Genomic DNA, 14081 nt, shown 5'->3' on the forward strand with positions numbered 1-14081 from the left:
CCGAGCGGTTACCCTCTGGCCCGGCTCTGCATGCGGCTGCGCCGAATGAGGCTGGAGCATGGCCGTGTGCGGAGTTGCCGCCTCTCTGCTTTGCTCCTCCTGCCGGTGTATCAGCTCCTCGCCGGGGAGAAGTTCCCCCAATCGCCGCTCCGGCTGGGCTGCCTGCTCCCCGGACTCCGGAATCACGGTTCGGATGTCTCGGGCGGTTACTTTCTGGCCCGCCTCTACATGCGGCTGCACCGAATGAGGCTGAGTCATGGCCGTGGGCGGAGTTGTCGCCTCGCTGCCCGGCTCCTCCTGCCGGTGTGTCAGCTCCTCACCGGGGAGAAGTTCTCCCATTCTCTGCTCCGGCTGGGTCGCCTGTTCCCCGGACTCCGAAATGACAGTTCGGATATCCCGGGCGGTTACTTTCTGGCCCGCCTCTATATGCGGCTGCGCCGAATGAGGCTGAGTCATGGCCGCGGGCGGAGCTGTTGCCTCTCTGCCCGGCTCCTCCTGCCGGTGTGTCAGCTCCTCACTGGGAAGAAAATCGGCTCTGTGCTGCTCAGGCCGGCTTTCCTGGTTGTCAGAGTCAGGAATGACCGTTCGAATGTCTTTGGCTGTGACCGTCCGCGCTTCTTTTCCTGGTGGCTGCTCCGTCAGAGGTTTGGCAGAAGTCTGCCTCTGCGGCTCCATCTGCGGAAGCAACGTCTCCGCAGTCCGCACCGCACGCTCCACGGCACGGCTTATCTCGCTCTGCTCCTTCAAAGAAGGCGGTTCCAATGTATGTAGGCTGCCGGTAGGTTCCCCACCCTGTCGGGCAGAGAATTTCGGCAGATCATGTCCTTGCTCGGGGCCCGTATGTTGAGATACGGGCGTATGCTGTGTCTGCTGTATGGTCTGCGTTTTGGTAGGACGGACATCTTTCTGCCGGAGCTTCCGCTCCAGCTGTTCCGCCGTCTGTATCAATCTTTTGGCGGCCTGAGCGCCGCCCTGTTGGGCGGTTTCCGCCGCCTGCTGCGCGGGAAAGGATTTGCCCTCCTCCCGCAGAGTCTGCAGCATCTGGGTAAACACTGCGGTCTTCTGCCCCAACTGGCCAGGACGCCCGGTCTCCCCCGCTGCGGCTCCAGGCTGCTGCCGGAACCCTTCACCCGTCCGATATCCATCCGGGCGCTGGAATAAAAAAGTCTGATGCAGGGTCTGCATGATGTTCTGCTGGAAACGCAGGGCCGCCTGGGCCGTTGCAGCGGGCGCCACAACGGCGGCTGCCGTTGGAGCGGACCGTGCCGCCTCCCGCTGAACCTCCTGCCGCTGAACAATACGCTCCACAATACGTTCGGTGGCCCGCAGATACTCTGTATTCGGTCTGTCTTTCCGCAGGGCGTCCAGCACCAGCTTGAGATTGAACTGGAGCACCGTCTGGGCCGGCGGAACCGGCGAGACAGGCGGTTCTTCCGCCTCCTGAAGCAGCTCCAGAGGCACAAAGGACCAATATCCCTCCTCCTGTCCTGCCCGGGCCATCAGTACCTCCGCAAAGGACTGGGCCAGGGCGCCAAAGGGGGACAGCGCCAGTCTCTCCTGAGAGAGCACTGCCATATTGGGTTTTGTCACCGCAATGGAATCCATCAGTAGCACCCGTTATGCATCAATTCAATCCGCGAAACGGCCACGCTGGCCTGGTTGCTGTTCAGCTGGGGGCCCACATATTTGACCAGGTGGGCGCCCACAATACTCCAAGTTCGCTGAGCGGAGCCAAAGCTGTCCTTGAGTATGATGGTGCCTGACAGCGGAATGGACATGCCCTGGTTCACCAGTCCCATCAGGATGGAAACACTGTCCACCGTGGTGACCACGCCACGCTCCAGAATCAGGCGCTGGGGCTTTACATTCTGGAAGTAGTAGCGGGGATAGTTGCTCCCGCCCTCCGCATAGACCTCGTACTCCACTTCCATGTCCAGGCCGGACACAGCGGAGAAGCCGCCCTGCAGGATGCCTCCCGTGCCAAGCAGATAGACGTCAAAATAAGCGCCGGAAAGTACCATGCCGCTCTCTCCTCCTTCCTGTCGCCGCCTTTAAGATAAATCACTATCTCATTCCTCGCCCTGGTTTGCCCTGGGAATCGGGCTCGGATTGGGTCTTTGCCTCGGTTTGATCTCTTTTCTGGGCTTGGGGCTGGGCGAGACTTTTTGCCTCGGCGCCTTCTTTGCCGGGATCTCATGGGAGAAGCTGTTCCGCTCCAGTCCGGTAAAGGCAAAGGTGACGTTTTCCATCAGCACCTCGCTGCGGCTGCCATCCAGTTCTGACAGCTCATAGCCAATGGGCATGGCCTGATTCAGGGTCCAATCCACTCTGGTCTTTCCGTACTTATCCAGGCCGCACACATGAATGGTGCGCCGCAGATTGTTGCCCCTTGGTCCGCTGCTGGCATTGGCAGAGGCCTCCAGAATCCAGTTCCAGAATTCATAGTCCCCCACCACACCTTTGCTGAAGGTGATCGGCGCATATCCGGTAAACACTGGTGTATACTCCTTCACACCCCGGCTGTCGTCGCCGGAGCGGAACTGAAGGGTCTCCACCTGCATCCGGATACCGGAGCAGCGGGCAAACGCGGCCTCTACTTGCTCGCCATCCCCTATTTTGATCAGAAAACGGAAGGCCTGCAGCGGCTCCAACGGCTCCAGAGGCACCGTTGTCTCCATTCCTGTCTCATTCGCCATAGTGTCTCACCTGCCGTTTTACCGAAATTCAAAGGTCTTGTTGTTGTCGCCGCTGAGCTTTTTGTTGATGGCGGACACCTCACGGCACCAGCGCCGCCGCTCCCAGTGATCCAAAGCCATCAGCGCCTCGTTGGACCAGTGCAGATAATAGGCCAGAAACGCCATCTCCTGATAGAGGCGCTCCTGGGGGTAGAGCGACACCCCCCGGGTGTGCTTCAGAGACAGCGGGCTGCCCGTCTGTCGGGGAAGGTCCTGCCAGGCGGCAGCGCCCTCCCGGGACGGCTCCTGGGGTCTGACCCGCCGGATGGGAAGCCCTTCATTCTCCGCGGAAGCCCACTCTAGCCCAGCAAAAAATCCAGCGGTACCTCAAACTGCTGGTTGCAGTGGGGGCAGGTCAGCTGGTAGTGGGGCATTTCCGACATATTGATACGCTGATACATATCCTGCAGATAGGCCAGATCCATGGTGAACAGCCGCTCGATCACCCGGGTGTCAATCCCGTTCAGCGTACCCAGCTTGGTGACCACCCGGGAGAGCAGGATGATGGTAAGGTAGCCGGAGTTCTGCTGAACCCGAGGGTCCCGCAGAGGCAGGATCTCGTCCGCCGCCGTGGCCAGACGCATGACCCCCCGCTTATGTACCTCCCCATTCTGATCCACATAGCCCTTGGGCAGTTCAAATTCAAATTCGGTCTGCATGGCGTCCTCCTAGGTGAGATTCCCCACAGCCCACAGGCAAAAAAGCCTGTGGGCTGTAGAGATGTTATAAGACTCAGATGGTGGAAGCGGCACCGGCCATAGCGCCGGGGGTATGCTCCAGACCCTCGTGGCACAGCTCCAGGGACTGGATGGCCACCTCGCCGCCCATACCGTTCAGGTCGGGCACGGTGTAGCCCACGGGCCAGGCGTTGATCAGCCGCCAGGAGGGACCGGTGTTGCCGGCGTCGTCAATGAGGGTAATGGTCACGTTATGCCGCACCATGCCGGTGGGCGGGGCGTTGTTGGTAGGAGCCACGGAATAGAGCCAATCCAGGAAATCGGTGTCGTCGGACACGCCCCAGCGGAGGGTCACGTTACCGAACTTGGTCAGGCCCGCCAGCTTGCGGGGGGTGTTGCGCAGGTCGTCGCCTTCGCGGTACTCCACGGCGTCGGTGGAGGAGCTCATGCCGGAAACCTCCGAGAAGCCCGCCCGGCTGATTCCGTCGATCTCCACCCTATATCGAAATACTCTGTAGGGATAATTGATGGCCATTCTTATTTTCGTCCTTTCTGTATCAGTTTAGGAGGAGGTCGGCTCACTCAGAAGCGGTCTTCTGGGTGATGCGGAAGATCACAAACTCAGCAGGCTTCACCGGGGCAATGCCGATCTGGCAGATCAGCCGGCCGTTGTCAATGTCGTCCTGGGTCATCGTGGTGGGGCCGCACTCCACAAAGAAGGCCTCGGAGGGCGTGGAGCCAGCCAGAGCGCCGTCCCGCCAGCAGGTGGACAGGAAGGTCTCGATGGTGCGGGTGACACGGTCCCACAGTTCAGTGGAGTTGGGCTCAAAGACCACCCAGCTGGTGTTGGCCTTGATGGACTCCTCCACATAGATGAACAGTCGGCGGACGTTCAGATACTTCCACAGGCCGTTGGAGCTGATGGTGCGGGCGCCCCACACCCGGATGCCCCGGCCGGTGAAGGCGCGGATCAGGTTGACGCCGATGGGGTTGAGCACGTCCTGCTCGCCCTCATTGTAGGCACAGGACAGGCCGGTGCAGCCCCGGACGACCTCATTGGCGGGCGCCTTGTGGACGCCCCGCTCCACGTCGGTGCGGGCATAGATGCCGGCCATGGCGCCGGAGGGCGGGAAATAGGCCGAACGCTTGGAACCGGCGTCGTACATCTCCAGCCAGGGGTGATACATGGCGGCATAGGTGGAGTCGTACATATCCCGGAAGTTGGCCACATCGTTGGTCTTCTTCAGCTCCATGGGCACGTCCAGAATGGCGAAGCAGCTCTTCTTGCCCTCACAGAAGCCCACCAGACCGGCCTGGACCTCGGGCATGGTGACGCCGGGGATGGCCATGATGGAGACATTGCCGTTCTCCTGGAAGGCCTGCAGGCCGGTGCGCTTGCCGGGGCCGTCATCCTTGCCCAGGAAGGCGTCAGGAGTGGCAGTGCGCACAGAGCCGTTGCTGCCGCCCTGCAGGGTGAGCACCAGGTCGGCCCCGTTGCCGCCGCACAGGGCAAACGGCACGATGGAGGGCGCCTTGGGGGCGGGAGCGGGAATCTCCTTGCCGTCCTTATCCTTCTCCTTGACAGGCGCGGGGGCAGCCTTGCTCTCCAGCACCTCCACGGTGATCAGGTCGGACTTGGCGGTTTTGGCCACGATGTCATTCAGGGCGTCAGGCTTGAGAGAGAGGTTCTCAAAGGTCTCCACATTCTCGCCCAGGCGGACGGTGAGGGTAATCTCACAGGTCTTGATGTACTTGACGGTGCCCACCTTGGCGTCGGCCACATCCAGAGAGCAGGGGGCGTCCAGGGTGATCACCTTGTCCAGCACGTTTTTCACGGTGGCATAGGCCGTGGTCTTGCCGTCATAGAGCTCCACCACATCGCCGGCGTTGAAGCCGTCGGCGTTCTTCAGGGTCAGGTCAGCCCCGCTTACCGCCAGGACCTGGGTCTTGGCCTTGGAGGCAGGGGAAACCACCACCCGCAGATCCTCCGCCCAGGCGCCGGGGTTGGAGGCGGAAATCTTCAGCACACCGGAGACGCAGCTGCCGGTTCTGGCATCGCCGGGCACCGCCCGCATGATGTACGCCCGGGCGCCGCCGTTGCTGAAAAACTGCTCCACAGCATAGGGCAGGAAACGGTTGCTGCCATAACCGGCCTCGCTGAGGTAGCCGCCGTACATCCGCTTGTAGTCGGCAAAGCTGGTAACCAGCTGGGGCTGGCCCATAATGGGCCCCCGCTCCGCCAGACCCACAAAGCCAGCGGTGCTGGTGCTGACGCCCTGCATAGGCGTGGCACCGGAATCATACTCCTCTACGTAAACGCCCGGGGATAAATACTCTGCCATGTCTTTGCTTCACGCCACATATTGGCTGGGGGCCAGACGTGAAGCGCCCCTCCTTTCTATTGATAAAAATTGCTTATTATAAGGTATCATCCAAAGGCACGGCGGAACTGCGCCTGGATTCCAATGGGAAAGGGGAGCCCTGGGCTCCCGCCGCCAACCGCTCCCACCAGTGGGAGAGCACGGCGGCGTTATATTCCAGCGCGGCGGCAATGCGCGCCTGCGCTTCAAAGCGTTCGGTCAGCCGGGCGCTGGTACGGAAGATCAGCCGCCCCTCCTGAAGGAAAAAGCTGCCCTCCACCACCTGGCTGTTGAGTTGGCTGCACATCTCCAGGGCCTGCTGCGGATGGGTCACGGGGGTGGGGTGAACGCCGTAGATCAGCACCCGCTGGCCCTGACAGTCGCAAACCGTCTGCCAGGTGCAGCCCCGGCTGGAAAAGCGCAGGCGAAACCGGCTGCCATCCCGGAGAAAGTCCACGCCGCTATGCTGCAGCAGCGCCTCCAGCTCCGCCCCTCCGTCAGGCGGCACGTCAAACTCTTGCGCCATGGGACCCACCTCCTCAGAAGGAAAGCGCCGCCGGGTCAAAGGCTCTCCCCGCCGTCTCTCCTGTCGTCACATCCTGGGGCGGCCCGGTCATCAGAGGCTCTGTCTCCGGGACGGGAAAAGGCGCCGTCTCCGGCGCTGCCTCCGGGAGTACAAACCGGGCTTCCACCACGGCTCCTCCCTGGGCCTCCAGCAGAGCCGCCATGTTCTGGTTGCCCAGCCAACCGGCCAGTTCCTCCAAACGAGCTGGGGGCATATCCAGCAGGGACGCCCCCTCCACTACGGCCCGGATCACATATCCGGCGCCGCTGAGCCGTTCCCGCTCAGGAATCCGGCTGGTCTGCCGCTCCGTCTCCCGGGTCTGCTCCGTCTGGCGGGTTTTCTCCTGACTCCGCTGCTCCATCGTCCCCTCCTTCTCCCTGGTCCGGAGGCGGCTCCTCCGCCCCCGTCGCCTTCCGCAGGGCCTGATCCAGCTCTGCGGAAAACCCAGGCTGGGAAAAAACCGTCAAGGCCTCGGTGGCCCGGTCGGAGAGGAAACGAAGCTTGTTGATAAACTCCTGCTTCATCTGGGCCTTCTTCCCCACCAGCGCCTCCATGCGGGCAATGGCGCTTTGCAGGGCGGCCTTCTCCCTGGGGTCCTTCGTCTGCTTCAGCTGGCCCCGGTACTGCTCCAGCAGCTCCCGCTCCCGGCTGTCATCCAGAAAGGGGTACATGGTCCGCAGGGTATCCGCCCCATAGGCTCCCCCTTCGGTCTGGCTCAGACTGCCCTGAACCAGGCCCTGCATATCCTCTACGGTGCGCCGGGCATCCCGCAGGGTATCCACCACAAGCCCCACCGCGCTGTCGGTGAAGCCCCGGTTGAACACCACCTTGTCGGGCGAATGCCCCGGCACGTTGCGGATGGGAGAGCTCTTTTCAAAGAGCTTCTGCTGCTGCCACCGGGTAGGCTGGGACTGGCCGATGGTCTTTTTCAGGCAGGAAAACAGCATCATCTTGCTGGAGCCCTGGAGCACCGCGCCCGAGAGGGTGCCGCGCTGAAAGGCGTTCTCGGAAAACCGGCGGAGCATGTCCTGGTCCTCCGGTGAGGAGCGCTCATAAAAAGCCCGGGAGGAGGTATCCCCCAAGCCCTCAGCCGGTTCCCGGCCTGTCTGCTCCCCCCCGGCGTTCTCCTGCGTCTCGCCCTGGATCTGGGCCGCATGGCGGCGGCCCATCGCGTCAAAGGTCTGCTGAAAATTCTCGGTCACATGGTAGAGCGGATCCCTGTGCTGAAATTGCTCGGTGCCCGCCGCCCACGCCATCTGGCGGTGGAGGGCCTGCTCCATCGGCTGCCCCTTGGGGACAGAGTCCGCCTTTCGTCTGAGGTGAATCCGACTCATCGCATCCCCCCTGCCGTAGCCAGGCCCATACTCCGGACAATATGCCGGAACTCTACCGGACGGAGAATGAAATCCGTACAATGAATCCGCACGCCCTGCACCGCAAACTGCTGGGTGTCGTCCAGCAGAATGATCCGGCAGCTGTGGTCCCGTTCCCGCAGCATTCTGGCCTGGAGGAAACCTGTGTTTCCGCCAAAGCCCACAAAGGCCACGTCGAACCTTCCTTTACAGCCGGAAAAAGCCTCCGCGGTCAGGAAGCACTGAACATCCGCGGAAAGCTGATAAAGCAGGCAGTATTGTTCGATCCATCCCCGGAGCCGCTCCACGGCGGCCTGGGTGTTTTCACATACGGCAATTCTCATTTGTCCGTCCTCATACCGCTTCCTTCTCTTTTGACCTATTTGTATTGTATGGAATCCGAAGAAGCATTTCAACGAAATTGACCTGAACGCCCGTTATGTGGTGCAAAATGACCTCCCTCGACAGACGCAAGGTTAGAAAAAACAAAAACCCCTGGAACTATTACGGTTCCAGGGGTTTGCTTGGCAGCGGGAGAAGGATTCGAACCCTCACATACAGAGTCAGAGTCTGCTGTGCTACCCTTACACAATCCCGCTATTTTGGCGCCGCTCTCGCGAGCACGAGCACAAGCGATATTATACGCATAGAGGAGCAATTTGTCAATAGCTTTTTCAAAGTTTTTTCAGATTTTTTTGCACGCCCTCCCAGCTGCCTCAAAACCCATATACGGCACGTATAATTCCGTCCGTTTTGCCAGACAAGCTGCAAACCACAAAACGCCAGACGCTCCTATTTTTCCAGCACGCATCTGTCTCGCCGTCACCCCCTCTACCGGGCAAGCCAAAAACACACCGGAAATCTTTGATTTTCCCGGTATTTATAACCCATTTTTGCAGGAGCTTTCCGCTTATTGATTTACATAATATTAAATTATTACTATGTTTACAATTAGTTATCCACATTATCCACACGTTTTTCCACACTCGTTTTCCCGCATACTACAGAAGTTTTTTCACTTATCCACAGCTTTTTCCACCCCTTTTTCAGCCAATTATTTACCAAAATCCCCCTGCACTCTGTCTACATAATACATTTTCCAGCAGGCTTTGCACCCCCTGGAGCTGTCTCCTGCACGTCAAAAGGGCTGACCTAAGTCAGCCCTTTTGGATATCCCGGTTGGCATAGGCGTTCAGATCCATCCCGCCTCTGACTCCGACCAGATACTCATAATACCCCTGGCAGCCAATCATGGCTCCATTGTCCCCGCACAGGAAGAGCTGGGGCAGATAGAGCTTGTCCCCCGATGCGGCGCAGGCCCGCTCCAGGTCGGCCCGGATACGGGAGTTGGCCGCCACGCCGCCGGCCACCGCCAGTTTGCCGTATCCCTTGCATTTGGCTGCCTCCATGGCCCGGGGCACCAGGGAATCGCTGACAGCGGCAGAAAAAGAGGCCGCCAGGTCTTTCAGCTCCAATTGCTCACCCTTCTGCTGGGCATTGTGGACCAGGTTGAGCACAGCCGTCTTGAGCCCGGAAAAGGACATATCCAGCGGCGCGTCCGCCACATGGGCCCGGGGCAATTCATACCGCCGGTCATCCCCTCCCTGGGAGAGCCGGTCCACCGGGGCTCCGCCGGGATAGCCCAGCCCCAGCACCCGGGCCACCTTGTCAAAGCACTCCCCCGCCGCGTCGTCCCGAGTGGCCCCCATAATCTCCATGCGGGTATAATCCTTTACGTCCACAATCAGGGTGTTTCCCCCCGAGACGCACAGACAGACAAAGGGCGGCTCCAGCTCCGGGTGGGTGATGTAATTGGCGGCAATATGTCCGCGAACATGGTGGACGGGGATCAGGGGCACATTCAGACCAAAGGCGGCAGACTTGGCAAAATTCACACCCACCAGCAGGGCCCCGATGAGGCCAGGGGCATAGGTTACCGCCACGGCGTCAATATCGGCCCTGGTCACTCCCGCCTGGGCCAAGGCCTGCTCCGCCAGCGCGGCAATGGCCTCAATGTGCTTGCGGGAGGCAATCTCCGGCACCACCCCGCCGTAAATGGCGTGCATATCCGCCTGGGAGGCGATGGCGTCGGACAGGACGGTACGGCCATCCTTTACCACAGCCACCGCCGTCTCATCACAGGAGGATTCAATGGCTAAAATATTCATTCCGTTCCCTTCGTTTCCTCAGAAAAAGTAATGGTCATCAGCAGGGCGTCCTCATGAAGCTCCCGATAATAGTTTTTCCGGCGGCCCACCACCTGAAAGCCCAGCTTCTCATAGAGACCAATGGCGGGGGCGTTGCTCTCCCGCACCTCCAGGGTGAGAAAGGCCAGATGGGCCTGCCCCAGCCGGAGGTAGGCCTTCAGGATCTCCTCCGCCACCCCCTGCCGGCGGAAGGGAGGGGCCACGGCGATCTTTTCCAGGGTGCCCTCGTCCAAAATGGCACGCACCTCTCCGTAGCCCAGCACGGTACCGTCCTCCCCCTCGGCCACCACCAGGGAGATCATATCGTTGTAGAGCTCCTGCTCCAGCAGGGCCTCCGACCAAGGGTGAGAAAAGCATATGCGCTCAATGGCCGCCACCTGGCTCAGGTGGGACTTGTCCATGGGGACCAACTTATACTGCACAGGAATCGCTCCTTACGACGCAAGATAGACTGCCAGAGACACCGGCATGACCAGACAAAGCACGATGCCCACCAGCAGCAGGACCACGCCCAGCACCTGGGTCGCGGACGGCTTTCCCAGCTTCTGATAAAACGCCGTCTTTTCCCACAGCTCATCCAGGCGGGCAAACAGGGCGGGCCGCAGCAGCATCAGTATCCCCCCAACGGCGGCGGCCAGACCCAGCAACAAACACACAATCCGAATGGCCACAAAAGGCCTCCTTTCCTTCTCTATCTATGGCTCCTCAGCGTTCCATCCAATAGGGCTGAGGGGGTATTGCGCCGGGAGGCGGGTCTATAACCACATCTCTACGGGAGGGGCCATAAATGGCCCGGTGGGCCTTCCCCAGCGCGGCCAGGTCCGCCGGAGCCTCCCCCAGCACAAACACCTGGCACAGCAGGCCGCAGTTGAAGCTCAGATACACCGGCGTACAGCCGTGCCGCCGGTAAAAGGCCAGCCGCCGCTCCCGCAGGGGCCGCTCCTCCGGCGGCCCGCCGGAGTCAGGGGCCTCTGCCTCCACGATCAGAACCGTTCCGGACCCGCAGCGCTCCCGCAGCAGACCCAGCATCCGCCCGCCCAGCCCGCCGTTTCTCCGGGCGGCCGTCACCCCCAGATAGTCCAGCAGCACATAGCCCGGACACTCCGGACAGCTCCACAAGGTGGCGTAGCCCTGCAGCAGAGGACCGTCATACAGCCCCAACAGCTCATACCTCCCCTGAGCCATCAGCTCCTGGATGGCGGACAGGGGCTTCTGCTCACAGGGAGGGAATGCGGTACACAGCTCCTTGGTGTACCAGGTCTCCAGCTCCTCCGGAGGAACGGCCCGCAGCTCTGTCATCACCTTTCCCTCCCCTATCAGCCCTTGGCCTCCGCCCAGCTGCGGCCGGCGTGGGCCTCGGCGATCAGGGGCAGGGCCAGCTCCACCACCCGCTCCATCTCCCGCTCCAGCAGCTCCTTGACCCGCTCGGCCTCTCCCTCCGGGCACTCCACGATCAGCTCGTCGTGGACCTGGAGCACCAGCTTTGCCGCCAGCCCCTCCGCCGCCAGGCAGTCCCGGACGCGGATCATGGCCAGCTTGATGATGTCGGCGGCGGTACCCTGGATAGGCATATTCAGGGCCACCCGCTCCCCGAAGGAGCGCATATTGAAGTTGGAGGACTTCAGCTCAGGCAGCCACCGGCGGCGGCCGAAGATGGTGGACACATAGCCGTCAGCCTTGGCCTGCTCCACCACCCGGCTCATATAGGCGCGGACGCCGGAATACTTCTCAAAATACTTCTCCATATACTCCTTGGCCTCGGCGCGGGTGACCCCGATATCCTGGGACAGGGAGAAGTCGGAAATACCATAGACAATACCGAAGTTCACCGCCTTGGCCCGGCGGCGCATCTCATGGGTGACCTGCTCCGGGGCCACCCCGAACACTTGGGAGGCGGTGACGGTGTGGATGTCCTCCCCGGAGCGGAAGGCGGCGATCATGTGCTCGTCCCCCGCGATATGGGCCAGCAGCCGCAGCTCAATCTGGGAGTAGTCGGCATCCACCAGCATCTTCCCCGCCGGGGCCACAAACATCTTCCGCAGCTCCGCTCCCAGCTCGGTGCGGACAGGGATATTTTGCAGATTGGGCTCGGTGGAGGACAGCCGCCCGGTGGCAGTGACGGTGTTCTGGAAGGAGGTGTGGATCCGCCCGTCGGGGGCGATCACTTTGGTCAGGCCGTCCACATAGGTAGACTTCAGCTTGGCCAGCTGCCGGTAATCCAGCACCGCCTCCACAATTGGATGCTTGCCCTTCAGCTTTTCCAGCACCTCTGCGTTGGTGGAATAGCCCGTCTTGGTCTTTTTCACCGGGGGCAGTCCCAGCTTGTCAAAGAGAATGTGGCCGAACTGCTGGGTGGAATTGATGTTGAAGCTCTCCCCCGCCAGCTCGTAGATCAGGGCCTCGTCGGCCTTGATCCGCTCATCCAGCATGGTCCCGAAGGCGGTGAGCGCCCCCCGGTCCACCAGCATGCCCAAATGTTCCATCTCGGCCAGCACGGGACACAAGGGAAGCTCCACCTCATAGTACAGCTTGTCCATGCCCAGCTCGGCAAGCCGCGGGGCCATGGCCTCCTTCAGCGCCCCGATAAGGGCGCAGTGGGACAGGAAGGCGCCCAGCACCGCCGCCTGATCGCTCAGGGGGGTGAATGCGTCGGGGGCCAGATAGGTGTCCTTGGCCTTGGGGTACTCGTGGTTGAACCACCGCATCCCCAGCGTCTCCAGCTCATAGCCGCCGTCGGTGGGGGCCAGCAGATAGGCGGCGATGGCGGTGTCAAAGACGAAGCCGCCCCCCACAATGCCCTCGGCCAGCAGCCGGGAGAGCAGGGTCTTTACATCATGGGTGTTCTTCTTGACATCCGGGGCGAAGAGGGCTTTTAGCACGTCATTGTACCCCTCCAGCCGATCGGCTCTGAGGATGGCGGCGTGACTGTCCCGCTCGTTCTCCCAGTGCTCCACCACCACCACGTCCAGACTGGGCAGAGCCAGCACATCCACGCTGTCCTTTGTCCTCCAAAGCGCCAGCAGCTCCTCCGCCCGGGTCCGGTCGGTCACATCCTCGCTGGTACAGGTCCCGGTAAACTCCTCCTGCTGCTGCACCTCCCCCTGGGGGGCTTTCAGGCCCAGCTTGTCAATGAGCTTGTTGAATTCCAGCTTCAAAAACAGCTGATACAGTTCGGAGACGTTGGGCTCCTGCCGTATATTGGCCTCCGGGGTAAAGTCAATAGGGGCGTCGGTGTGGATGGTGGCCAGGTCGTAGGACAGCTTGGCCTGGTCCGCCCCCTCCGCCAGCTTCTTCAATACGGCAGGCTTGGCCTCCACCCCGTCCAGATGTTCGTAGATAGCCGCAACGCTCTGGTACCGCTGGATCAGATCCATGGCAGTCTTTTCTCCGATGCCCTTGACGCCCGGAATATTGTCGCTGGCGTCCCCCATCAGCGCTTTCAGGTCGATGATGTGGATGGGGTCAAAGCCATAGGCCTCCCGGAAGGTCTCAGGCGTCATCTCCTTGGTGGTGGTCTGACCCATACGGGTGGATACCAGCTTCACCCGGGTGGTATCGGTGACCAGCTGGAGGGAGTCCTTGTCCCCGGTGACGATAACCGTATCCCACCCGGCGGCGGTATCCTTGACGGAGATGGTGCCGATGAGATCGTCGGCCTCCCAGCCGTCCATCTCATACCGGGGGATATTCATGGCCTCCAGCACATCCTTTAAAACCGGCAGCTGGGCGGCCAGCTCATCCGGCATTCCCTTCCGCTGGGCCTTGTAACCCTCATAGGCCAGATGGCGGAAAGTGGGGGCCTTCCGGTCAAAGGTGACGCACAGGGCCTCCGGCTTCTCCTCCTCCAGCAGCTTGAGCAGGATATTGACAAAGCCGTACACCGCGTTGGTGGGCTGTCCGTCCTTGGTGGTAAGCATACGGATGCCGTAAAAGGCCCGGTTGATGATGGAATTGCCGTCGATAACCATGAGTTTCATGGAAGAACCTCCCACGCCCGGCTGGCCGGACATAAAATCACAAGATACAGTATAGCAGTTTTCCCGTTCTCCGGCAAGAAAAACCGGAGCATCGCCCGCACGCAAAAACGGGACCACCCCTCCCCTTCCATCGGGAAGAAATGGTCCCGTCTCTTGCCGAGGCCTGTCCGGCAGCGTCAGAAAGTGCCCCGCTTCAGCTTCTTGCAAT

Annotated in this window: 16 protein-coding genes and 1 tRNA gene; all 17 read right to left on the bottom strand. The window is 61.2% G+C overall.

Translation table 11 applies throughout. The features are described from left to right. Positions 1 to 1605 (bottom strand): hypothetical protein (locus tag B5F88_RS05290; RefSeq protein ID WP_140402060.1); only part of this gene is annotated, 1605 nt, incomplete at its 3' end. Beyond that, positions 1605 to 2021 (bottom strand): phage tail protein, encoded by a 417-nt coding sequence (locus tag B5F88_RS05295; protein WP_087342555.1) that lies wholly within the window; start codon positions 2019 to 2021, stop codon positions 1605 to 1607. The genes B5F88_RS05295 and B5F88_RS05290, both read right to left, overlap by 1 nt. A 48-nt stretch (positions 2022 to 2069) precedes the next feature. Further along, positions 2070 to 2696, bottom strand: coding sequence for a phage tail protein (locus B5F88_RS05300; RefSeq protein ID WP_087342556.1), 627 nt, complete (start codon positions 2694 to 2696; stop codon positions 2070 to 2072). 18 nt (positions 2697 to 2714) lie between these two features. Then, positions 2715 to 2897: a DUF6760 family protein gene (locus B5F88_RS05305; protein ID WP_087342557.1), complete on the bottom strand. Its 183-nt coding sequence runs from the start codon at positions 2895 to 2897 to the stop codon at positions 2715 to 2717. Positions 2898 to 3034: 137 nt separating this feature from the next. Beyond that, a complete protein-coding gene (locus tag B5F88_RS05310; protein WP_087342558.1) occupies positions 3035 to 3394 on the bottom strand; it encodes a hypothetical protein in 360 nt (119 codons plus the stop codon). 73 nt (positions 3395 to 3467) lie between these two features. Continuing rightward, positions 3468 to 3947, bottom strand: coding sequence for a phage tail protein (locus tag B5F88_RS05315; RefSeq protein WP_087342559.1), 480 nt, complete (start codon positions 3945 to 3947; stop codon positions 3468 to 3470). Positions 3948 to 3990: 43 nt separating this feature from the next. Beyond that, the gene (locus tag B5F88_RS05320; protein WP_087342560.1) at positions 3991 to 5754 is read right to left on the bottom strand and encodes a phage tail sheath subtilisin-like domain-containing protein; all 1764 of its coding nucleotides are present in this window, start codon (positions 5752 to 5754) and stop codon (positions 3991 to 3993) included. Positions 5755 to 5830: 76 nt separating this feature from the next. Then, complete coding sequence (locus B5F88_RS05325; protein WP_087342562.1) at positions 5831 to 6298, bottom strand: hypothetical protein; 468 nt, start codon at positions 6296 to 6298, stop codon at positions 5831 to 5833. Between the two features lie 13 nt (positions 6299 to 6311). Beyond that, entirely contained in the window at positions 6312 to 6698 is a 387-nt protein-coding gene (locus B5F88_RS05330) for a hypothetical protein (protein ID WP_087342563.1), read from the bottom strand. Beyond that, on the bottom strand, positions 6619 to 7671 hold the full coding sequence (locus B5F88_RS05335) for a DUF947 domain-containing protein (protein ID WP_140402061.1): 1053 nt from the start codon (positions 7669 to 7671) through the stop codon (positions 6619 to 6621). The genes B5F88_RS05330 and B5F88_RS05335 overlap by 80 nt, the downstream gene beginning before the upstream one ends. Beyond that, positions 7668 to 8033 carry a hypothetical protein gene (locus B5F88_RS05340; RefSeq protein ID WP_087342565.1) on the bottom strand — a complete coding sequence of 122 codons (366 nt, stop codon included), beginning with the start codon at positions 8031 to 8033 and terminating at the stop codon, positions 7668 to 7670. The genes B5F88_RS05335 and B5F88_RS05340 overlap by 4 nt, the downstream gene beginning before the upstream one ends. A gap of 181 nt (positions 8034 to 8214) precedes the next feature. Further along, positions 8215 to 8288 (bottom strand) — tRNA-Gln (locus B5F88_RS05345). A gap of 558 nt (positions 8289 to 8846) precedes the next feature. After that, entirely contained in the window at positions 8847 to 9857 is a 1011-nt protein-coding gene (tsaD, locus tag B5F88_RS05350; protein ID WP_087342567.1) for a tRNA (adenosine(37)-N6)-threonylcarbamoyltransferase complex transferase subunit TsaD, read from the bottom strand. Further along, a complete protein-coding gene (rimI, locus tag B5F88_RS05355; protein ID WP_087342568.1) occupies positions 9854 to 10318 on the bottom strand; it encodes a ribosomal protein S18-alanine N-acetyltransferase in 465 nt (154 codons plus the stop codon). Before rimI ends, tsaD begins: the two co-directional genes overlap by 4 nt. Positions 10319 to 10330: 12 nt before the next feature. Continuing rightward, on the bottom strand, positions 10331 to 10567 hold the full coding sequence (locus tag B5F88_RS05360) for a hypothetical protein (RefSeq protein ID WP_087342569.1): 237 nt from the start codon (positions 10565 to 10567) through the stop codon (positions 10331 to 10333). Positions 10568 to 10601: 34 nt separating this feature from the next. Then, a complete protein-coding gene (locus B5F88_RS05365) occupies positions 10602 to 11195 on the bottom strand; it encodes an N-acetyltransferase (RefSeq protein ID WP_087342570.1) in 594 nt (197 codons plus the stop codon). Positions 11196 to 11212: 17 nt separating this feature from the next. After that, complete coding sequence (polA, locus tag B5F88_RS05370) at positions 11213 to 13873, bottom strand: DNA polymerase I (protein WP_087342571.1); 2661 nt, start codon at positions 13871 to 13873, stop codon at positions 11213 to 11215. Between the last annotated feature and the right edge of the window lie 208 nt (positions 13874 to 14081).

It is taken from the genome of Flavonifractor sp. An306 (assembly GCF_002159455.1).
In the GTDB taxonomy this organism is placed as follows: Bacteria; Bacillota; Clostridia; order Oscillospirales; family Oscillospiraceae; genus Flavonifractor.